Source organism: Psychroserpens sp., from assembly GCF_036960315.1.
In the GTDB taxonomy this organism is placed as follows: domain Bacteria; phylum Bacteroidota; class Bacteroidia; order Flavobacteriales; family Flavobacteriaceae; genus Psychroserpens.
Window position 1 is genome coordinate 99,471 of the sequence record NZ_JBALVR010000009.1, and the last position, 19,227, is coordinate 118,697.

23 protein-coding genes are annotated in these 19,227 nt (G+C 34.2%); 5 read left to right on the plus strand and 18 right to left on the minus strand.

Features of this window, described 5'->3' with window-relative positions; all coding sequences use genetic code 11:
• Positions 1-5 precede the first annotated feature (5 nt).
• The 11 genes from trpA to V7719_RS14740 form a co-directional block, all read right to left on the minus strand.
• Complete coding sequence (trpA, locus tag V7719_RS14690; protein WP_335730690.1) at positions 6-770, minus strand: tryptophan synthase subunit alpha; 765 nt, start codon at positions 768-770, stop codon at positions 6-8.
• Positions 763-1,851, minus strand: a complete 1,089-nt coding sequence (locus V7719_RS14695) for a family 10 glycosylhydrolase (RefSeq protein WP_335730691.1) — start codon at positions 1,849-1,851, stop codon at positions 763-765. Before V7719_RS14695 ends, trpA begins: the two co-directional genes overlap by 8 nt.
• Complete coding sequence (locus V7719_RS14700) at positions 1,848-2,948, minus strand: carbohydrate-binding family 9-like protein (RefSeq protein WP_335730692.1); 1,101 nt, start codon at positions 2,946-2,948, stop codon at positions 1,848-1,850. The genes V7719_RS14695 and V7719_RS14700 overlap by 4 nt, the downstream gene beginning before the upstream one ends.
• Positions 2,949-4,130, minus strand: a complete 1,182-nt coding sequence (trpB, locus tag V7719_RS14705; protein WP_335730693.1) for a tryptophan synthase subunit beta — start codon at positions 4,128-4,130, stop codon at positions 2,949-2,951.
• Entirely contained in the window at positions 4,114-4,794 is a 681-nt protein-coding gene (locus tag V7719_RS14710) for a phosphoribosylanthranilate isomerase (RefSeq protein WP_335730694.1), read from the minus strand. The genes trpB and V7719_RS14710 overlap by 17 nt, the downstream gene beginning before the upstream one ends.
• Positions 4,794-5,576, minus strand: a complete 783-nt coding sequence (gene trpC, locus V7719_RS14715) for an indole-3-glycerol phosphate synthase TrpC (RefSeq protein WP_335730695.1) — start codon at positions 5,574-5,576, stop codon at positions 4,794-4,796. Before trpC ends, V7719_RS14710 begins: the two co-directional genes overlap by 1 nt.
• Positions 5,576-6,568: an anthranilate phosphoribosyltransferase gene (gene trpD, locus V7719_RS14720; RefSeq protein WP_335730746.1), complete on the minus strand. Its 993-nt coding sequence runs from the start codon at positions 6,566-6,568 to the stop codon at positions 5,576-5,578. Before trpD ends, trpC begins: the two co-directional genes overlap by 1 nt.
• Positions 6,569-6,673: 105 nt before the next feature.
• The gene (locus V7719_RS14725) at positions 6,674-7,237 is read right to left on the minus strand and encodes an anthranilate synthase component II (RefSeq protein ID WP_335730696.1); all 564 of its coding nucleotides are present in this window, start codon (positions 7,235-7,237) and stop codon (positions 6,674-6,676) included.
• A gap of 242 nt (positions 7,238-7,479) precedes the next feature.
• Positions 7,480-8,880 (minus strand): anthranilate synthase component I family protein, encoded by a 1,401-nt coding sequence (locus tag V7719_RS14730; RefSeq protein ID WP_335730697.1) that lies wholly within the window; start codon positions 8,878-8,880, stop codon positions 7,480-7,482.
• A 262-nt stretch (positions 8,881-9,142) separates the two neighbouring features.
• Positions 9,143-9,715, minus strand: coding sequence for a YceI family protein (locus V7719_RS14735; protein WP_335730698.1), 573 nt, complete (start codon positions 9,713-9,715; stop codon positions 9,143-9,145).
• A gap of 28 nt (positions 9,716-9,743) precedes the next feature.
• Positions 9,744-10,196 carry a MarR family winged helix-turn-helix transcriptional regulator gene (locus V7719_RS14740; protein WP_335730699.1) on the minus strand — a complete coding sequence of 151 codons (453 nt, stop codon included), beginning with the start codon at positions 10,194-10,196 and terminating at the stop codon, positions 9,744-9,746.
• A gap of 102 nt (positions 10,197-10,298) precedes the next feature.
• Here V7719_RS14740 and V7719_RS14745 point away from each other — a divergent pair, with 102 nt between their 5' ends.
• The 5 genes from V7719_RS14745 to V7719_RS14765 all read left to right on the plus strand — a co-directional run bounded on the left by V7719_RS14745 (position 10,299) and on the right by V7719_RS14765 (position 14,966).
• On the plus strand, positions 10,299-10,832 hold the full coding sequence (locus V7719_RS14745; protein WP_335730700.1) for a TlpA disulfide reductase family protein: 534 nt from the start codon (positions 10,299-10,301) through the stop codon (positions 10,830-10,832).
• A gap of 81 nt (positions 10,833-10,913) precedes the next feature.
• Entirely contained in the window at positions 10,914-11,522 is a 609-nt protein-coding gene (locus V7719_RS14750) for a thioredoxin family protein (RefSeq protein WP_335730701.1), read from the plus strand.
• Positions 11,523-11,641: 119 nt separating this feature from the next.
• Positions 11,642-11,956 (plus strand): rhodanese-like domain-containing protein, encoded by a 315-nt coding sequence (locus V7719_RS14755; RefSeq protein WP_335730702.1) that lies wholly within the window; start codon positions 11,642-11,644, stop codon positions 11,954-11,956.
• A 12-nt stretch (positions 11,957-11,968) separates the two neighbouring features.
• Positions 11,969-12,367 carry a rhodanese-like domain-containing protein gene (locus V7719_RS14760; RefSeq protein WP_335730703.1) on the plus strand — a complete coding sequence of 133 codons (399 nt, stop codon included), beginning with the start codon at positions 11,969-11,971 and terminating at the stop codon, positions 12,365-12,367.
• A 202-nt stretch (positions 12,368-12,569) separates the two neighbouring features.
• A complete protein-coding gene (locus tag V7719_RS14765) occupies positions 12,570-14,966 on the plus strand; it encodes a protein-disulfide reductase DsbD family protein (protein ID WP_335730704.1) in 2,397 nt (798 codons plus the stop codon).
• Here the strand turns inward: V7719_RS14765 and V7719_RS14770 are convergent, their stop codons facing one another.
• The 7 genes from V7719_RS14770 to msrB form a co-directional block, all read right to left on the minus strand.
• The gene (locus V7719_RS14770; protein ID WP_335730705.1) at positions 14,967-15,905 is read right to left on the minus strand and encodes an aldo/keto reductase; all 939 of its coding nucleotides are present in this window, start codon (positions 15,903-15,905) and stop codon (positions 14,967-14,969) included.
• Positions 15,906-16,184, minus strand: coding sequence for a hypothetical protein (locus V7719_RS14775; protein WP_335730706.1), 279 nt, complete (start codon positions 16,182-16,184; stop codon positions 15,906-15,908).
• A gap of 5 nt (positions 16,185-16,189) precedes the next feature.
• Positions 16,190-17,041, minus strand: a complete 852-nt coding sequence (locus V7719_RS14780) for an alpha/beta fold hydrolase (RefSeq protein WP_335730707.1) — start codon at positions 17,039-17,041, stop codon at positions 16,190-16,192.
• 9 nt (positions 17,042-17,050) lie between these two features.
• Complete coding sequence (locus V7719_RS14785) at positions 17,051-17,314, minus strand: glutaredoxin family protein (RefSeq protein ID WP_335730708.1); 264 nt, start codon at positions 17,312-17,314, stop codon at positions 17,051-17,053.
• Between the two features lie 5 nt (positions 17,315-17,319).
• The gene (locus V7719_RS14790) at positions 17,320-17,805 is read right to left on the minus strand and encodes a peroxiredoxin family protein (RefSeq protein WP_335730709.1); all 486 of its coding nucleotides are present in this window, start codon (positions 17,803-17,805) and stop codon (positions 17,320-17,322) included.
• Positions 17,806-17,909: 104 nt separating this feature from the next.
• Complete coding sequence (msrA, locus tag V7719_RS14795) at positions 17,910-18,461, minus strand: peptide-methionine (S)-S-oxide reductase MsrA (RefSeq protein WP_335730710.1); 552 nt, start codon at positions 18,459-18,461, stop codon at positions 17,910-17,912.
• Positions 18,458-18,922, minus strand: a complete 465-nt coding sequence (gene msrB / locus V7719_RS14800; RefSeq protein WP_335730711.1) for a peptide-methionine (R)-S-oxide reductase MsrB — start codon at positions 18,920-18,922, stop codon at positions 18,458-18,460. The genes msrA and msrB overlap by 4 nt, the downstream gene beginning before the upstream one ends.
• Positions 18,923-19,227: the final 305 nt, after the last annotated feature.

Genomic DNA, 19,227 nt, shown 5'->3' on the forward strand with positions numbered 1-19,227 from the left:
AATTTCTAGTTTAAGATTGAATTTGTGAAATTTTTAATCTCATCAACAGCATTGCTAGATAAAAACTTAATAAACGCGCTACCAATAATAGCACCTTTTGCATATTGCGTAGCTTGGGTGAACGTTTCGTTATTTGAAATCCCAAAACCTACAATTTGCGGATTTTTAAGATTCATATCGGCGATGCGTTTAAAGTAAGCGGTTTGCTCATCACCAAAACAAGAACTACTTCCTGTGACACTAGCGCTACTTACCATATAAATAAATCCGTTGGAAATTGAATCAATAAAATTGATGCGTTCAATAGACGTTTGAGGTGTAATTAAAAACACATTGATTAAACCATACTGCTCAAAAGTCGCTTTGTACTGTTCATTGTAAACATCAACAGGTAAATCTGGAATGATGAGTCCGTCAATTCCAATCTCTTGACAATTTTTACAAAATGCTTCCACCCCATACTGGAGTATTGGATTAAAATAACCCATGATAATCAACGGGATAGATACAGTTTGACGGATGTCTTTTAATTGATTAAATAGCACTTCTGTGGTTATTCCATTTTTCAAAGCTTGCGTGGAACTCGCTTGTATGGTAGGTCCATCGGCTAAAGGGTCGCTAAAAGGCAATCCGATTTCTATCATATCTACACCACTTTCTTCAAGGTTTTGAATGATGGTTTTTGTGTCTTCTAGTCGAGGATAGCCTGCTGAAAAATATATAGAAAGCAGTTTTTTGTCTTCTTTTAGTTTTTGATTTATTCTATTCATTTTGATATTCTTCTTTCAATTTGATAAACACTTCTTTTTGCTCTTCATTAAGATTGTCTGCTGTAAATATTGAAAAACCTTTAGCTCCTTTTTCTTTAACTAGACGGATAGCTTTTTCTAAATCCTGAGGATCTTGTAGAGCAGGACTATATAATCCTGAAAATATAGGGAAATCAACATCATTAACACCTTGTTCTGTAGCAAAGCCAATCCAATTGATGTTTTCACGATAAAAATTATTATAAACCATAGGATAAGCTGCATCTAAATTCCAATCATCCCAAGCTTGTCTTACCATTTGTCGCGACATTTCTGGAAAAGGAAAGACTGCTGCTGTCATTTTGTTATTGCTGTTATGTGCTATTTCTACGAGTTCATTCACTAATGAGGTAACTGCGTTTAACCGATATTGGCGCCATTCTGTGCTTAATTCTGGATGTTCCATGTCTATAGGGTCTTTACCAAAAATATTTTTGAATCCTTCTCTAGCTATTGGGTGATAACCATAATCATACTCTGGCATTTCTGTAGTTTGTACCAAATTATATTTAGGTTGTAAATCCTTACCTAATATAACATCTACATAACGTATATAATCTAAGTGAATAGAGGCTAGGCCTTCAATTTTTGTGAGCTTTCTTACGTTGTTTTTAATATGCTCTCGAGCTTCGGGATGAAATGGGCTGAGCCATTGGTAATAATCTACATAGGCTCTATATTCTAGAGAATTTTTGCCTGCTCTATTAACGGCGTACCACTCAGGATGTTTATTAGCAATTGTATCTCCAGGTCTGTTAAGTGTCCATATCCAAGCATGAATTTTAATGTTTTTCTTAGCAGCAAGTGGTATGAGTTGCTCTAAAACCTTTGGGCTACCTCCAACTAATGCTTCTGAAATTCCTAGAGAATCATAATATGTAATTTTAGCTTCCCATTGAGATTTATCAAATGTATTACCAGCATTAGTCCAAGTCGCAAAAACAAACGGCTCATTTGTGATTGACAACGCATCCTCCGTCGTCGTTTTGTTTTGACAAGAAAATAGAAGTAGTGCGGTTATATAAAAAGAGATGTTTTTCATATTTTTTTTAATAGACCTTGTTCATTAATGATGTATGTATTTTTTGAAATAGGACTCTTTATTTGATATTCAAAACCAAAATGGGTTTTAAAAAATGTGGCAACTAAAGAGTCACTTTCTGAATATTTGACGTTCAGTTCTTTTGTCGTTCCTAGTTTGGTTTTTAATAATTCTTTTAAATTCTTATATCTCGTATTTCTGAAGAGGGCATAGGCAACTTGTTTTACAGCTATATCAGGATCTTCCTTAAATATTAATCCTTCTGTTGTTTCTTGTTCTGTAAATTGGAGAACTCCCCATTTTTCAGGTTCATGCATGTTAATGACCTTCTGATTACTCCATACCCAGTTATATTCTTTTAAATACGTATCATTTTCTCTTTTACGTTGGTATTCGCCATCTACAATATCAAAATCCCATTCAACTCTAGAGAAATTTAACTTCCATTGTTCGCCTTCTTTTGGTCGTGTTTTTGGCTTGTTTTTTAAACTGACAAAAGGTTGTAAAGGAATGGCTATTTCTAAAGACCAGTACTTGTCTATATCATCATGTTTATTGAGAGAACCATTTATGAATACTGCTGATTTTAAATTTTTTAGATCCCATTGAAAATTGGCTTTTCCTCCAACACGATACGGTTTATCTAAATATAAATCCCAAACCGTATTTAAAGCATTAATCTCAATTTCACCGTAACCAAAACCAGTTTGTGTTGGGTCTAGAAATACTTCAAAGTCATTATTTAGATAAATGATTGCATCTCTTTCTGTAATATTTCCCCAAATATGAGGCTCTTCCATTAACGCATAAACATATAAATAGTCCCTATCCCAAAGCATTTTAACTGTCGTATTGAATTTCGGACTTATAACACCTTCGATATCAATGAAATTACTAGTAAATGAGGCATTCTTCCATTCGCTTTCATCAGCAATACCGTCTATTGTCAATTTGGAATTTGTTTTTGTGACAATGTAATACTGTGGTTCTACAATATTTTGCGTAACGTCAACAGTATCGATCACTGTATACTCTTTCTTATTTGTTTCACAAGAAATTATAATTACAAATAGTACGAATACCCAGAGTTGTTTCATTTAAAGTTTAAAATAATCAATATAATTTTGTAAATCTTTATCGCCACGGCCGGAAAGGTTGATAACTACAATGTCATCTGTTTTAAATGTCTTTTGATTAAGAATAGCCAATGCATGTGAGCTTTCTATGGCCGGAATAATACCTTCCAGCTGACTTAATTGTAAGCCAGCTATCATGGCTTCGTCATCTGTAATCGAAATAAATTCTGCACGACCAGATGTATATAAATGGGCATGCATTGGTCCGACACCTGGATAGTCTAGTCCTGCCGAAATAGAGTATGGCTCGGTTATTTGTCCGTCGTCAGTTTGCATTAACAAGGTCTTACTCCCATGAATAATACCTTCACGACCTAAAACTGAAGTCGCAGCACTCTCGCCACTATGAATTCCTTTTCCAGCGGCTTCAACTGCAATGAGTTTAATATCTGTATCATCTAGATAATGGTAAAAAGCACCTGCTGCGTTACTTCCGCCTCCAACGCAAGCGACAACATAATCAGGTTTTGTTGTGCCTTCTTTGTCTTTGAGTTGCCATTGTATTTCTTCGGAAACGATCGCTTGAAAACGGGCTACCATATCTGGATAAGGATGCGGTCCGACAACACTTCCAATAATGTAATGTGTGTCTACCGGATTGTTAATCCAATCACGAATAGCTTCGTTCGTAGCATCTTTTAAGGTTCTACTTCCAGAAAGTGCTGGTCTTACTTTGGCGCCTAGCATTTTCATACGAGCTACATTTGGTGCTTGACGCGCAATATCAATTTCTCCCATGTAGACGATACACTCCATTCCCATAAGTGCACAAACAGTTGCAGTGGCTACACCATGTTGTCCAGCTCCAGTTTCGGCAATAATTCTGGTTTTGCCTAAACGCTGTGCTATTAAGATTTGCCCAACAGTATTGTTGACTTTGTGTGCGCCAGTGTGGTTTAAATCTTCTCGTTTCAGATAGATTTTAGTGTTGTATTTTTCACTCAGTCGCTTAGCAAAATAGAGTGGTGAAGGGCGTCCCACATAATTTTTTAATAATTCGTCAAATTCCTTTTTAAAAGAAGGTTCTGCCATTATTTTGAGATAATTTTGTCGTAACTCTTCCACGTTTGGATAAAGCATTTCTGGAATGTATGCGCCTCCAAATTCTCCGTAGTAGCCTTTGTTGTTAATGTTGTAGCTCATTTTTAAATGTTTCTAATTCTATACTGTTTTTCAATCCAGGTTTAATTTCAAATTTGCTATTCACATCAATCACGTAGCAATATTTTGAAGCATTGGTATTTTTAAATGCCTTCAACTTTTCAACTTCATCTAATCCTATGCCTCCACTCAAAAAGAAAGGCTTGGTGGATGTGTAATTTTTCAGTACATCCCAATTGAAGGTGTATCCATTTCCGCCAGATAATTTTCCTTTGGTGTCAAATAGAAAGTAGTCACAAACATTTTCAAATGGTTTTATTACTGAAAAATCAAAATCATCTTTGATGCTGAATACTTTGATGATATCTGTCACTCCTGCGGAGGCAGATACCTCATTGTTTTTTATGGATTCCGCATCGAGTGCGGAATGATAAACTTGACGCAATGTTTCACAAAACTCAGGAGATTCTTTCCCATGTAACTGAACAGCTTGCAAATTGTGAGCTTGAATTTTTTCTGTTACAAATTCTAAAGAGGCGTCTACGAACACACCAACTTTCTTGATAGATTCTGGTAAATCTGGAATGTTTCCTTCGAAAAACCGACTTGATTTTTCATAGAATATAAAGCCTAAATAATCGGGTTGCAATTCTGCTACCTCGCTTATATTGTCTTTATATTTCATTCCGCAGATTTTCAGTTTCATTATTTCAAGTCTTCAATAAATAGTTTAGCACTCTCTCCTGCATTATCCGTTTTCATAAAATTCTCTCCAATTAAAAATCCTCTGTAGCCGTAAGGTTGTAATGTTTTGATGGCATCAATACTGCTAATACCACTTTCTGAGACTTTGACGAAATCGTTTGGAATCAATTCACTAAGTTGTTTACTGGTATCTAAACTGACTTTAAAAGTTTTTAGATTTCTATTGTTGACGCCTAACATATCTAAACTTGGCATAATTGACTTATGTAATTCTTCTTCATTATGTACTTCAAGTAATACATCTAAATTCAATTGTTTTGCTAATTCTGAAAATTGCTTGATTTCTACTTTAGTTAAAATAGCTGCTATCAATAAAATCACATCAGCTCCATAGGCTTTAGCTTCTAATATTTGATAGTCATCAATAATGAATTCTTTGCGAAGCAATGGTAAATTACAACTAGAGCGAGCTGTCAATAAATCGTCTAGACTACCTCCAAAATATTTTCCATCGGTTAAGACAGACATTCCGCAAACACCTGCATTTTCATAACCTTTGGCGACATCAAAAACATTTAAGGCGTGATTGATGACTTGCTTTGAAGGAGAACGACGTTTGTGTTCAGCGATAATCCCTGTATGGCTTTCACGTAGTCTTTTGGCTAATGAAATCGTATCACGTTCAAACAAAACCGATTGTTCTAATTGTTTAGTTGGAATGAGTTGCTTTCGAAGATTAACTTCTATGCGTTTGTCGTTTACTATTTTGGTTAAAATATCCATTACTTACTCAATTCTATTAATCGCTCTAAACTTGCTTTTGCTTTTCCGCTTTCCAGGCTCTCTTTTGCCAATTGAAACCCGTTTAGATGTGAAATTCCATTTACAGTTGCAATGGCTAATCCAGCATTGGCACAAACCACATTATTTTGAGCTTCTGTCCCTATTCCGTTTATGATTTTTTTGAAAATTTTGGCAGCAGCTTTTACTGTTGCGCCTCCAAATATTTCAGATTGCTCTATTTGTTTTACCCTCAAATCTGAGGGACATAATATCGTCTCAGACGTATTAGAAATGATTTTAGTGTTTCCGGTTAAAGAAATTTCATCATAACCATCCAAGGCATGTACAATGCTATAATTTTTATCTGTACTTTGATAGAGGTAGCTATAGATACGCTGTAACTCTAGGTTAAAAACACCGACCATTTGATTTTTAGGAAATGATGGATTTACCATTGGTCCTAACATGTTAAAAAAGGTTTTAACACCCAATTCTCTACGAATTGGCGCAACGTTTTTCATCGCTGGATGAAATAATGGCGCATGCATCACACAAATGCCTGCTTCATCAATAGCATGTTTTAATTTATCGACGTTATTAGTGAATTTGACACCTAAAGCTTCTAGGACATTAGATGATCCGGAAGCCGATGAGACGCCATAATTCCCATGCTTAGCAACTTTTACGCCGGCACCTGCTGTAACAAAAGAGGATAAGGTTGAGATGTTAAATGTGTCTTTTCCGTCACCACCTGTTCCGCATAGATCAATCGCATTAAAATCTGATAAATCTACAGGAATACATAGCTCTAATAAGGCATCTCGAAAACCTTGCAATTCTCCTAATGTAATACTACGCATCATATAGATGGTGAGAAAGGATGCAATTTGACTTTGGTTGTATTTGCCTTCGGAAATATTAACCAATACATTTTTTGCTTCTTTAGTTGAGATGCTTTCGTGGTTGATTAATCTGTTTAAAATATGTTTCATATTGTCATTGTCTTCTTCGAATCTTTGATTTCCTGCGAAGGCAGGAATCATTTTAATTCAACTTCAATTTATAATGGATTCCGTATCAAGTTCGGAATGACAGGGCTAAGCATTCACCCAGTTCTCCAATATCTGTTTTCCGTTAGGAGTTAATACCGATTCGGGATGGTATTGCACGCCTTTTACATCATAAACTCTATGCCTTAATGACATCACTTGTCCGTTTTCATCAAAAGAAGTCGCTTCTAATTCTTCAGGTAAGTTGGCGTTTACAACCCATGAATGGTATCGACCAACTTCGATGGTTTTATCCATGTTATTAAACAAAGTTTCATCATCGACAGTGATTTCAACTTGAGTTGCTACACCATGATATACTTCGTCTAAATTAATAAGAGAGCCACCAAAAACTTCACCAATCGCTTGTTGCCCTAGACAAACACCTAAAATGCTTTTTGTTGGTGCATAGGTTTTAATGATAGCCTTTAATAATCCGGCTTCGTCTGGAATTCCGGGGCCAGGTGACAGTACAATTTTTTGAAACGCATCGACCTCTTCAAGCGAGAGTTTGTCGTTTCGTTTTACTGTGACTTCACAATTTAAATCTTCTAAATAGTGAACTAAGTTATATGTAAAACTGTCGTAGTTATCGATTACTAATACTTTCATATCTCTGTCATTCCTGCGAAGACAGGAATCTTTTTTTATGTTATTTCAATTTCTAATGGATGCCGCATCGCGAGCGGAATGACAATTAGTTTTTACTTTATTTTTATTTGCGTTAAGGATTACTCATTTATTGCTATTTTAAATATAAGTATTCGTGAATACTTCGTATTTGAGGCATTTGTTGAAGCTCCTCGCAGAGAGCCGACTGCCGAAAGCCTGACTCTGGTTGTAACGCCATTATTTTAAATATCCTCAGCCATTTCAATCGCATTTGTTAAAGCACCTAGTTTATTATATACCTCTTGTAATTCATTTTCTGGATTTGATTTTGACACTAATCCTGCTCCAGCTTGCCAATGCAGTTTGTGATTTTTACTCATAAACGTTCTAATCATAATGGCATGATTATAATTACCATTAAAATCCATAAAACCAATCGCTCCACCATAAAAAGCTCTGCTGGTTTTTTCATATTTCTCAATGAGCTGCATAGCTCTGTGTTTTGGCGCACCACTTAGGGTTCCTGCCGGAAAGGTGTCGGCAACAACTTGCATAGTAGCCGTGTTATCATGCACTTTTCCTGTAACTTTACTTACCAAGTGAATGACATGAGAAAAGAATTGTGCTTCTCTATAGGTTTCGACTTTTACCTGACTTCCATGTCTGCTTAAGTCATTTCTGGCTAAGTCAACCAACATCACGTGTTCTGCATTTTCTTTAACGTCTGTAGCGAGTTGCTTCGCTAATTTTTGGTCTTCTTCATCGTTTCCTGTTCTTTTAAATGTTCCTGCAATTGGATGTATTTCGGCTTGCCCATTGTTGACCACTAATTGTGCTTCAGGGGAACTTCCGAAGATTTTAAAATCTCCGTAGTCAAAATAGAATAGGTAAGGTGACGGATTGATACTGCGCAATGCTCTATACACATTGAACTCATCGCCTTTAAACGCTTGTGAGAATTTTTTTGATAACACCAATTGAAATACATCACCACGAGCACAGTGTTTTTTTGCTAATTCAACATGATCTTTATATTCGTCATCGGTTAGATTTGATGAAATATCAGAATCTGTTTTAAAGTTATAAGAGGTGAAATTTTTAGAGCTTATGAGTTGCAAAACTTCATCTATATTGTTTTCGGCTTCAAAACAATGTGCAAAAATATAGGCTTCATTTTTAAAGTGATTAATAGCAATAATATTTTGATATACTGCATAATAAATATCTGGAATATCCAGTGAATCTGGTTTTTCGCTAATTTCGATGTCTTCAAAATATTTAACGGCATCATAAGCCGTATAACCAAAAATGCCATTATTGATGAATTTGAAATCTTCTTCAGAATTTACTTTAAATCGCTTTGTGAACTTGTGAATTTCTTCTGTTACTGAAATGTTTTTTGAGTTGCTAGTTTTTGAACTTCCATCAGGATAGGTTTGCTTAATAACACCGTTATCAACTTTTATTGAAGCAATAGGATTAAAGCAGATATAAGAGAAGCTGTTGTCATTAGCATGATAATCACTACTCTCTAATAGGATACTATTAGGGAATTTGTCTCTAATTTTTAAATAAATACTAACAGGTGTAATGGTATCAGCTAATATTTTCTTGTAATGCGTGTATAAGCTAAAAGTTTTCATTTGATGTTATTAAAAAAGGCTTGTCGTGAATGACAAGCCTTTTTGATATTTTGTTTAAATATATGATAGGGGTTAGTTCACGAAATTTGAGTTTCAGATAGCCACCACCAAGTATGATTTAATTTTGTGTTCATTGTTTTTGTAAAGTTCAAATATAGAAATCAAATCTTAGTTTTCAAACTTAATTTCATAAAAAAGAAAAGATTCCCACGTTAATGGGAATCTTAATTACTAAATGCTTGCTATTAATCAAAAAACTTATTTAAAACTTCAATGTTACATTTAGGTCAAATTCATCGTAAATCGCTTTGTCTTTTAAACCATCAAAGAAGCTAGCAGAACCATACTTAATATCATATTTTGTTCTGTCTACTTTTAAGTTAGCTGTTGCTGTATCATCTGTTACGGACATATTAAATGTTGTTGGATGGGTCTTGCCTTTGATCGTTAAATCACCAGTCACTTTAAAGTTTCCGCCTTTGCCATCAACACTTGTGATTTTGAAACTTGCTGTTTTATGGTTGTCTATTCCGAAGAAATCATCAGATTTTAAATGACCTTCTAATTTTTCTTTTCCTTTTCCTGCTTTCAAATCGGTTACAGTAATACTTGTCATATCAATGGAGAAGTTTCCTCCAACAAGTTGTTTGTCTTCAAACATAAGGGTTCCATCATTTAAGTTAATGATGCCTTCATGAGATCCTGTTACTTTATGACCTACCCATGTGATTGTTGATTCTTTAACTTTTACATCTTTCTTAAATATGGTAGTAAAAGAGGCAAATGATATTGCTAAGACTACGATTGCTGCTGATTTCAAAATGTTTGTTTTCATTGTTTTTAATTTAGTGTTTGTGTTTTGGTTATTGTATTTTATTTATAAGTCTATTTAATTCTATTAATTCTGTATGTGTAAGGTTGGAGGTTATTTTTTCTTCGGTTTTAGTTACGATATCATCAATCTCCTGTAGTTTTTCTAATCCCGTTCTAGTGATGTAAATCTCTATTTTTCGTCTGTTTTTTTTGCATTCTGTTCGATTTACAAAATCTTTCAAAATAAGTTTATCTACTAATCGTGTTGTATTACTCATTTTATTAACCATACGCTCTTGGATGTCTTGTAAATTGAGCGGGTTTCCATTTTGGCCACGTAAAATTCGCAGTACATTAAATTGCTCAATTGATAATCCGTGAGGCTTTAAAACATTTAATAATTCAGTTTTAATTGCATTATTCGTCAAGAAAATAGTAATTACTGTTTGCCTAGAAATAGGTAGTTTAGTCTTAGTTTTTAATTTGAAATTTAATTCTTCCATATACAACTATTGTATATACAAATGTAGTATTAATATTTAATGTTTATTTTAATATTTTGTTAAATTTATCATTGCCCGTTTTTTGATTCATAGATTTATATCATGAAATTTGCAGCAGCTATTCTATTTTTTATTCTTTTTCTCTTCGGAAATGTAACCGAACAGCTTAATTCATCTCAACAAAATAACATCGATACCATTGATGATGATCTAAAAGTGTTCAACTTTGAAGAACTTCAGGCATATCTTGCATCAAAAGATAACAACAAAACTTATGTCGTCAATTTCTGGGCAACTTGGTGTGCGCCTTGCGTTAAAGAGTTACCCTATTTTGAACAATTGAATGCTAATTATTCTAACAAAAAGGTTGAAGTTATTTTAGTCAGTCTAGATTTTCCGAAGCACATAGAAACAAAGCTCAAACCATTTCTTAAAAAGAAAGGCTTACAAAGCGAAGTACTACTTCTAGATGATGTTGATTCTAATGCATGGATCCCTAAAGTGAATAAAGATTGGTCTGGCGCTATTCCTGCAACAATAATATACAATAAAGACAAGACCACGTTTTACGAACGCTCCTTTACTTATAAAGAACTAGAAACTGAGTTAAAACAATTTATTAAGTATAAATCATGAAATCTATAATGAGCATTTTAAACATGATGATCATTTCAAACCATAGACAAAACAGAATATTAATATTAAAACAATAAACAGATGAAGCATACAATCAAAACACTTTTGGCATTAGTTGTATTTGTAGCAACAACAGGTTTTACAACAATTGGAACAGGTTATGATATTGGAGATATCGCCACCGATTTCAAATTAGAAAATATAGATGGCAAGATGGTCTCTATGGCAGATTTTAAGGATGCTAAAGGGTTTATCGTCGTTTTTACCTGTAATACATGTCCTTATGCAGTTGCATATGAGGATAGAGTAGAGGCCTTAAACAAGAAATATGCAGATAAAGGGTATCCCGTAATTGCCATTATGCCAAATAATACAGATGTTAAACCTGGTGATAATTTGAAGGCTATGGAAGCGAGAGCAAAGGCCAAAGGGTTTACATTTCCGTATTTAATGGATAAAGGTCAAAAAATTTATCCGCAATATGGTGCAACAAAAACACCTCATGTTTATGTGTTAGAAAAAACTAAAAAAGGACCTCAAGTGAAATATATTGGAGCTATTGATAATAACTATCAAGATGCAAGTGCAGTAACAAAAACGTATGTTGAAGATGCTGTAAATGCCTTGCTAGAGGGTAAAGATGTTCCAGAAACAAAAACAAGAGCGATTGGTTGTTCTATCAAAGTGTAGTAACATTTTTTTAAAAATTTAAGGATCCGAAGTGTAACACTTCGGATTTTTTTTCGTCTTTACATAAAATATCCTAACGAAACGTTAAATTTGCATGATTATTGATGTATAAAAAAACTATGGCTGATTTAACACAAGAAGAATGGACATCGCAATTATCTGCAGACGAAAATGCAGTGGTTTTAGATGTGAGAACACAAGAAGAAGTAGCACTTGGGATTATCCCCAATGCTATGGTTATTGACATTTATAAGGGTCAAGGATTCCTCGATGAGATAGAAGAACTTGATACATCCAAAACCTATTATGTGTATTGTCGATCGGGTGCACGAAGTGCTCAAGCCTGTAGTGTGATGAATCAGTTAGGTTTCGAAAACGCATATAATCTTATTGGAGGCTTCAACGAATGGTCAGGTGAAGTCGCTTCAATCTAAAAATCAATCCAAATGAAAAACAAAGTATTAATTTATTGTTTTGCGCTTTTTGCTCTGGCATTTAGTTGTAAACAAGAACCGCAAAGTGAGGTAATAATGGTTTCGCCAGAAGAAGTGAAATCACTTATTGAACAAGACGATATTCAATTAGTCGATGTAAGAACAGAAGGTGAATATAAAAATGGATACATTGAGAATTCTCAAAACATAGATTTTAGATCATCAACTTTTGAAGAGGATATCACAAAACTAGATAAAACAAAGCCTGTAATTGTGTATTGTAAATCTGGAGTAAGGAGTGGTAAGTGTACAAAAAAACTTAAAGCTGCAGGTTTTATAAAAATTTACGATTTAAAAGGAGGTATAACCCAATGGAAGTTTAAGGGCAACCAAATTAAAACCTTCGAATAATAAATATAAGCCGAACTTTAGTTCGGTTTTTTTATGTCTTAAATTGATATTTGTCAATCAAGTCCCAATGCTCTCGTTTAATCTGATTGTTTTTTTTAATTTTACATCTTTCAATAGCCAAATTATTTTATGTGATATTGTAAGTAATACGTAGTTTTTACGTTTAAGTACAATAGGTGCATAACTAACCTAATTATTTCTAATGAAGAATTTAATTATTACGCTAAGTAGCTTGTTGGTGTTTTCAATCACTGTTAAAGCTCAAGTATTTGAACCTGTAAAATGGGAGACTTCTGTCGAGAAAATTTCAGATACTGAATACGATTTAATTTCAACAGCGACTATAGATAGTGGTTGGCATTTGTATTCACAGAATGTACCCGAAGATGGTCCAATTCCAACTACATTTTTATATAGTGCTAATGGAGATTATGAGTTAAGCGGAACAACTTCTGAAGAAGAAGGACATACAGTTGATGATCCTGTTTTTCAAATGAGAATTAAGTTTTTCGAAGATAAAGCCGAATTTAGACAACGTATTAAAGTTTTAAATCAGGAACTATCCATCGTTGAAGGCGAAGTCGAATACATGGCTTGTGATGACGAAAAATGCTTGCCACCAGACTATATTGATTTAAAATTCAATTTAAAAAAAAATAGTGCTTCCGAGGGAAGCTCAGAGGCATCACCTTTTGGTGCAACTAATGATAACTCACAAATATTTGAACCTGTAAAATGGGCAACTTCTGTAGAAAAAATATCTGATACCGAATATATATTGGTGTCTAAAGCTTCTATTGATAAAGGTTGGCATTTGTATTCTCAAAATATTTCAGATGAGCAAGAGATTACCCCAATCCCAACGGAATTCACATATACTACAACTAGTGATTATGAAGTATTAGGCATTACTTCAGAAGAAGAAGGTGTCGAGATTCAAGATTTAGTTTTTGATATGAAAATTAAATATTTTGAAGGTGAAGCCGAATTTAGACAACGTATAAACCTTTTAAATAAAGACTTAAAAGTTATTAAAGCAGAAGTCCTTTTTATGGCTTGTGATGATTCGAAATGTACAGCTCCTACCTTTTTAGATTTGGATTATGATGTCACTAAAGCAGTAAAAGCAACAGATAAAGGCACTACTGACGATGAAGACGATGGTAAAAGTTTGTGGTCTATCTTTATAATTGCTTTTTTCTCAGGTTTTGCCGCATTATTGACACCATGTGTGTTCCCAATGATTCCTATGACAGTGAGCTTTTTTACGAAGCAAAGTAAATCAAAAGCAGCAGGAATTAAAAATGCCATTATTTACGGATTGTCAATAATTGTTATCTATGTTTTGTTGGGCGTTGTTGTAAGTCTTGTTTTTGGACCAGCAGCTCTAAATGCCTTATCAACTAATGTTTGGTTTAATTTGATATTCTTTGCATTACTATTAATTTTTGCAATATCATTCTTAGGAGCATTTGAAATCATGTTACCTAATTCATGGGCTAATAAAGTCGATTCTCAAGCAGACAGAGGAGGATTCATTGGCATCTTTTTTATGGCCTTAGCATTAGCAATTGTGTCCTTTTCATGTACAGGTCCCATTGTTGGAACATTACTAGTAGAAGCTGCAGCAGGTGGAAGCCAAATAGGTCCAATAGTTGGAATGTTAGGATTTTCATTGGCTATTGCTTTACCATTTGCTTTATTCGCAGCATTTCCAGGATGGTTAAATTCGTTACCGAAATCTGGTGGATGGTTAAATACTGTAAAAGTAGTCTTAGGATTTTTAGAGCTTGCTTTAGCATTTAAATTCTTATCTAATGCAGATTTAGTATCACAATGGCACATATTAGAACGTGAAGTATTTATCTCAATTTGGATTGCCATTTTTGGAGCCTTGTCATTATATCTCCTTGGAAAAATCCAATTGCCTCACGATTCGCCATTAAAGCACATTTCCGTAGGAAGACTCATGTTAGGTCTTTTGACTTTGTCGTTTACCGTTTATATGATTCCTGGGCTTTGGGGAGCACCATTAAATTTAATTAGTGCGTTTCCGCCACCATTAGATTATAGTGAGTCGCCTTATGGTGTTGGAAACTCAAAAGGAGGAGGCGGTTCTGCTAGTCATTCAGATTTGCCTGAAGGAGCGCATTTATTGGCGCCTCACGATATTTTGGCTTTTAATGATTATGATAAAGGATTGGCTTATGCTAAACAAGTTGGAAAACCTGTGATGATTGATTTTACGGGTTGGGCTTGTGTGAATTGTCGTAAGATGGAACAGAATGTTTGGGTGAAACCAGATGTTTTAGCTAAACTTAAAAATGACGTAGTGCTAATCTCTCTCTATGTTGATGATAAGAGAAAACTACCTGAAGGCGAAGTTGTAGATTCAAAACTAAGACCTGGTAAAAAACTCAAGTATATCGGTCAGAAATGGAGTGAACTACAAACGATAAAATACAAGACGAATACACAGCCGTTTTATGTCTTAATGGATCATGATGAGAACAATCTCATAAAGCCAGTTAGCTATACACCAGATGCTGTTGAATATCATGATTGGCTAACTAAAGGAATCAATAATTTTAAAAAATAGCTAGTTCCAAGTAAGATCATTTCTCTCATTCCAATACGCCTTAGAATCCATTTTTAAAGACGTCAAAAGATTAAGGTCTTCTGTCGACAATTCGAATTCAAGTGCTTTTAAATTTTGAGCGAGATGATTTGTAGTTGAAGCGCCGCTCAATACAATAGTTGGGTCTATCGTGTCTATCACATATCTCATTGCAATAGCATCAATACCAGTATTGTAGATTTTTGAAAGTGTTTCTAAATGTTTTTTTACGTTTTTGTTAGCAAATACTCTTCCGTTGGCTAAAGCTTCTTTGATGATTATTGTTTTTCCTAAAGTCTTAAGTTCTTGTAATGTTTCAAAAGTGGATTGCTCAAAAATATTATAGGTGACTTGATAACTGTCAAAAAGCCCTTCACCATTTACAGCAATCGTTTTGGCGATATTGATGATGTCTGATTGGTTAGAACCACTCGTTGTAATCCCAATTTGTAATCCGTGTTCTTTTTTTAACTGAAATAGACGTTCGTGGATGGTTCCATCGTTTAATATGCCACTGTCTAATGTTGCAGAATGTACTTGATAGATTTTTAATTGAGGAAGTAGTTGTTTGGAGATTTTCCATTGTTCGTTAAGTTTTGATAAGGAATGCTCTTTAATTTCATGTTTTCCATCAAAACCTATTTCCCAGTTGGCAACATAAGTGTAACCCCATTTTGTAGACAATTGAATGTCTTTGTGTTGTCTGGTATTTTTCCAGTCTAATAAAAACTGTTCTCCTAAACCATAAGAAGGAGCTGTGTCAAAATAACGCACACCATTTTTATAGGCAAAATCCATCACGTCAAACGCATTGTTTTTAAACGCAATTTTCGATTTGTCAATATTGGAATTTTGTCTAACATTGATGTAGTCAGGTCTTCCTAATGCAGCTAATCCTAATCCTATTTGAGTTGCTGCCATTTAGTACGAATGATCATATTTTACTTGACACGTTTTGCAAGTAAATGTGTCTTTATCTATTGCTATTCCTGAGATGTTAGTCTCTACGACTTTGTTAATGAAGTTATTATAAGTTTCATCTCGCTTGTCATTTTTACTCCCTTTCAAAAAATCGTAAAACTCACCTTCCCATTGTTGCTTGCCCCAACAATTAGGACAAATACCTTCTGGAGCCAGTCCAGTTTCTTCATTGTTTTTCTTTTTATCAAAGTAGTTTTTGATGTTATCTATTAACGACATAAGTGTTATAAGTTTTGAATGAATTGATGTGTTAAAGTAATGATTTCTTCAGGAATTTCCTCTTGAATAAAATGTTTTCCTTCAATACGGTGAATGTTATAGTCTTTTATTTGGAGCGCCTCTTTTACTTGGTCTTTTTGTGGTTCCCATTTTAGAAAGTCGTCATGTTTACCCCAAATGACCAATACGGGTTTTTTTAGTGTTGGAAGCAAGCTCGAATAGTCTGGCAAATTATTACAGGTTTTTGAAAAGAAATAATACATGCCTTTAACTTTTCCTTGTAATAAAGGCGTTTTATAACCTTCAATATCTTTTTCAGATAGATTATTGTTTAATAATCCAGATTTAAATAAGCCTTTCATTAACATACCGTTTGTTAATTTAGAAGCATACATACTCATCACAAACTTGGTAATAAAGTTATTTCCAAATCGCATTGGAGGTGTAAAACCAGATTTTAAAATAATGGTATTTAGAATCACCAATTGCTTTATAGCGTTTGGTTTTAGTTGTAACAATTCCCAAGTCCACAGGCCTCCTGCATCATGAAACATGTGTGTCCATTGGTCAATTTTTAAATGCGTCATTAATTTTAACAAACGTTCAGCCTGAAGCTTTTCGTGATATTGGTCATAACCTTTAGGTGAATCACTAGAGCCAAAACCAAACATATCTGGAACAATCACACGGTAGCCTTTTTCCGCTAATTCAGGAAATATATGTCGATACAACCAACCTGATGTTGGAACGCCATGCAAGAGCATAATGGGTTCACCTTGACCTTCATCAATAAATGCAAGTTTGCCTTCTGGCAATTCTAGAAATTGCTGTTTGGCTTTAAATTCAGAATAGGTCATATGTTTTATTTAGTAATTCGGAATTAACTTATTCAACCATTTTTCTAACTCTTTTGTGTGTGGATTTCGTAATTTTTTAGAACCTATAGTAATTGTAGGAAAGTTAAGCTTTTTATTTTCATAAAGACCACGCAATGTTTCCGCGTGGTCTTCATTGATTTCAACATCCAAAAACTCATAAGGCAATCCAGTTTCATTTAAGAAATTGATATAAAATTGCGTTTTATGACATCGATTTGCGCCATAGAGTTTAATTGATGGACTGTTATTCATTTGTATTATAACGTATTTAAAAATGAAATGGTAGCATCCACATTTAAGTGAAAATCTGCAAAAACAACGTTATCATGTTTGTCAATTAAAATAAACCAAGGCGTACCACCTGTTTGATAATTAGTCATCATATTTGAGCGAGATTTCCCATCATCACCAGCATCATGACCAAATGGAATTTTCAAGTCATATTGTTTTTGAGTCTCAACCATTTTTTGATAAGTATTAGATTCGTGTCCTTCAAAAACAGTTTGTATTGCTAAAAAAGAAATATGGTCTTTTTCCTTTAATGCGTCTACCATTTTTTTTAAATCTGGTAAGCCTTTGCTGTGACAACCAGGACACCAACTTTGGAAACAATAGAGTATTTTAAATTGTCCTTTTAAATCAGATAATTTAATCGGGTCTATTTTATTTCCGAAGGCATCGATCCAGTCTTTTACATGAAATTCTGGAGCTTTAAATACGTGTTCTTTTGCTTGAGTTGACATAATTTATGTCCTTTCTTTTTTAAGAATTAAAATTTAAAAATGGGATGTATTAAATGGCAATCGTTTATTTGACTACCATTTAATAACATCAAAATGGGAATGAGTTATGCGACATGACTTTTTAACTTGTCGGTATGTAATTTTCTGAGCTTTGTAAGCTTAGGAGCAATTACAAAACTACAATAGCCTTGTGTTTGGTTTTTGGCATAATAGTTTTGATGTACAGCTTCGGCTTCGAAGAATGTCGTTAACGGACTTACTTCAGTCACGATAGGCATTTCGTAATAAGGTGCCATTTCTTTAACCACAACCTCTGCAATGTCTTTTTGAGCATGATTATGATAAAAAATAACAGAGCGATAGTGCGTGCCAACATCTGCACCTTGACGGTTTAACGTGGTTGGATCATGACTGGTCATAAAAATGACTAGCAAGTCTTCATAGGAAATCACATCTGGATCAAAAGTGACTTGAACTACTTCGGCATGTCCAGTTAAACCAGAACACACCTCTCTATAAGTAGGTGTTCCAGGAACGGTTCCGCCACTAAAACCAGATACGACTTTTTCAATACCTTTTACTTCATTATAAACGGCTTCGATACACCAAAAGCATCCTGAGCCAACGGTGAGTTGTTCTAATTTACTGTTTGTCATGACTTTGTCTCCTCTATTTTAGAATCTAATTGCATAGATTCAGAATTAATACAATAACGCAATCCACTTGGTTCTGGTCCATCAGGAAATACATGTCCTAAATGGCCATCACAAGTATTGCACATCACTTCAACGCGAACCATACCAAAAGACGAATCTTTGTGATACTTAATCGCATTTGGTTTAATAGGTTGGGTAAAACTCGGCCAACCGGATCCAGATTCAAATTTAATGCTAGAATCAAACAAAGGTGTGTCACAACAAATACAGTTGTACTGGCCTTCGTCATAAATGCTGCATAGTGCACCACTATGTGCGGGTTCGGTCCCCTTTTGGCGTGTGATTCTAAATTGTTCTGGAGTTAATTGTTGACGCCATTCGGCATCCGTTTTTTTAACTCTACGGTCTGGCGTAGGGTTTCCTTTTACTGCGAAGTTTATGACTTCTTTCCAAGTTAACATAGTTATTGGTCCTTTCTGTTTTTAATTAATAATTACTATATAATTAACTTCAAATGTTAGTCGAAATTAAAAAGGCTTTCTTACATCCCATAATCATGATGTATGGTTTTATCAGATATCTATTTATAGAAAGATTAAACCAATTAGAACCATAATTAAATAAATCAAAATTGGAAGAATAATAATAACCCAAATAAGTATAGTTGTGTTTTTTCCAGCTTAGTCAAAATTAAGCTTTGATTGTATAGAATCTCTTTTAATGCTTCACTCTTACTTAAACCCTTATATAATTCTATAAACTTTAT

Excerpts from the sequence above, each read along its gene's own strand:
- V7719_RS14730 (WP_335730697.1), bottom strand. The coding sequence starts at position 8,880 with ATGAAAACTTTTAGCTTATACACGCATTACAAGAAAATATTAGCTGAT.
- V7719_RS14770 (WP_335730705.1), bottom strand. The coding sequence starts at position 15,905 with ATGGCAGCAACTCAAATAGGATTAGGATTAGCTGCATTAGGAAGACCT.
- V7719_RS14785 (WP_335730708.1), bottom strand. The coding sequence starts at position 17,314 with ATGAATAACAGTCCATCAATTAAACTCTATGGCGCAAATCGATGTCAT.
- msrA (WP_335730710.1), bottom strand. The coding sequence starts at position 18,461 with ATGACAAACAGTAAATTAGAACAACTCACCGTTGGCTCAGGATGCTTT.
- V7719_RS14735 (WP_335730698.1), bottom strand. The coding sequence starts at position 9,715 with ATGAAAACAAACATTTTGAAATCAGCAGCAATCGTAGTCTTAGCAATA.
- V7719_RS14775 (WP_335730706.1), bottom strand. The coding sequence starts at position 16,184 with ATGTCGTTAATAGATAACATCAAAAACTACTTTGATAAAAAGAAAAAC.
- V7719_RS14745 (WP_335730700.1), top strand. The coding sequence starts at position 10,299 with ATGAAATTTGCAGCAGCTATTCTATTTTTTATTCTTTTTCTCTTCGGA.
- V7719_RS14750 (WP_335730701.1), top strand. The coding sequence starts at position 10,914 with ATGAAGCATACAATCAAAACACTTTTGGCATTAGTTGTATTTGTAGCA.
- V7719_RS14765 (WP_335730704.1), top strand. The coding sequence starts at position 12,570 with ATGAAGAATTTAATTATTACGCTAAGTAGCTTGTTGGTGTTTTCAATC.
- V7719_RS14760 (WP_335730703.1), top strand. The coding sequence starts at position 11,969 with ATGAAAAACAAAGTATTAATTTATTGTTTTGCGCTTTTTGCTCTGGCA.
- V7719_RS14740 (WP_335730699.1), bottom strand. The coding sequence starts at position 10,196 with ATGGAAGAATTAAATTTCAAATTAAAAACTAAGACTAAACTACCTATT.
- V7719_RS14780 (WP_335730707.1), bottom strand. The coding sequence starts at position 17,041 with ATGACCTATTCTGAATTTAAAGCCAAACAGCAATTTCTAGAATTGCCA.
- msrB (WP_335730711.1), bottom strand. The coding sequence starts at position 18,922 with ATGTTAACTTGGAAAGAAGTCATAAACTTCGCAGTAAAAGGAAACCCT.
- trpD (WP_335730746.1), bottom strand. The coding sequence starts at position 6,568 with ATGAAACATATTTTAAACAGATTAATCAACCACGAAAGCATCTCAACT.
- V7719_RS14700 (WP_335730692.1), bottom strand. The coding sequence starts at position 2,948 with ATGAAACAACTCTGGGTATTCGTACTATTTGTAATTATAATTTCTTGT.
- V7719_RS14790 (WP_335730709.1), bottom strand. The coding sequence starts at position 17,805 with ATGTCAACTCAAGCAAAAGAACACGTATTTAAAGCTCCAGAATTTCAT.
- V7719_RS14755 (WP_335730702.1), top strand. The coding sequence starts at position 11,642 with ATGGCTGATTTAACACAAGAAGAATGGACATCGCAATTATCTGCAGAC.
- trpA (WP_335730690.1), bottom strand. The coding sequence starts at position 770 with ATGAATAGAATAAATCAAAAACTAAAAGAAGACAAAAAACTGCTTTCT.
- trpC (WP_335730695.1), bottom strand. The coding sequence starts at position 5,576 with ATGGATATTTTAACCAAAATAGTAAACGACAAACGCATAGAAGTTAAT.
- trpB (WP_335730693.1), bottom strand. The coding sequence starts at position 4,130 with ATGAGCTACAACATTAACAACAAAGGCTACTACGGAGAATTTGGAGGC.
- V7719_RS14695 (WP_335730691.1), bottom strand. The coding sequence starts at position 1,851 with ATGAAAAACATCTCTTTTTATATAACCGCACTACTTCTATTTTCTTGT.
- V7719_RS14710 (WP_335730694.1), bottom strand. The coding sequence starts at position 4,794 with ATGAAACTGAAAATCTGCGGAATGAAATATAAAGACAATATAAGCGAG.
- V7719_RS14725 (WP_335730696.1), bottom strand. The coding sequence starts at position 7,237 with ATGAAAGTATTAGTAATCGATAACTACGACAGTTTTACATATAACTTA.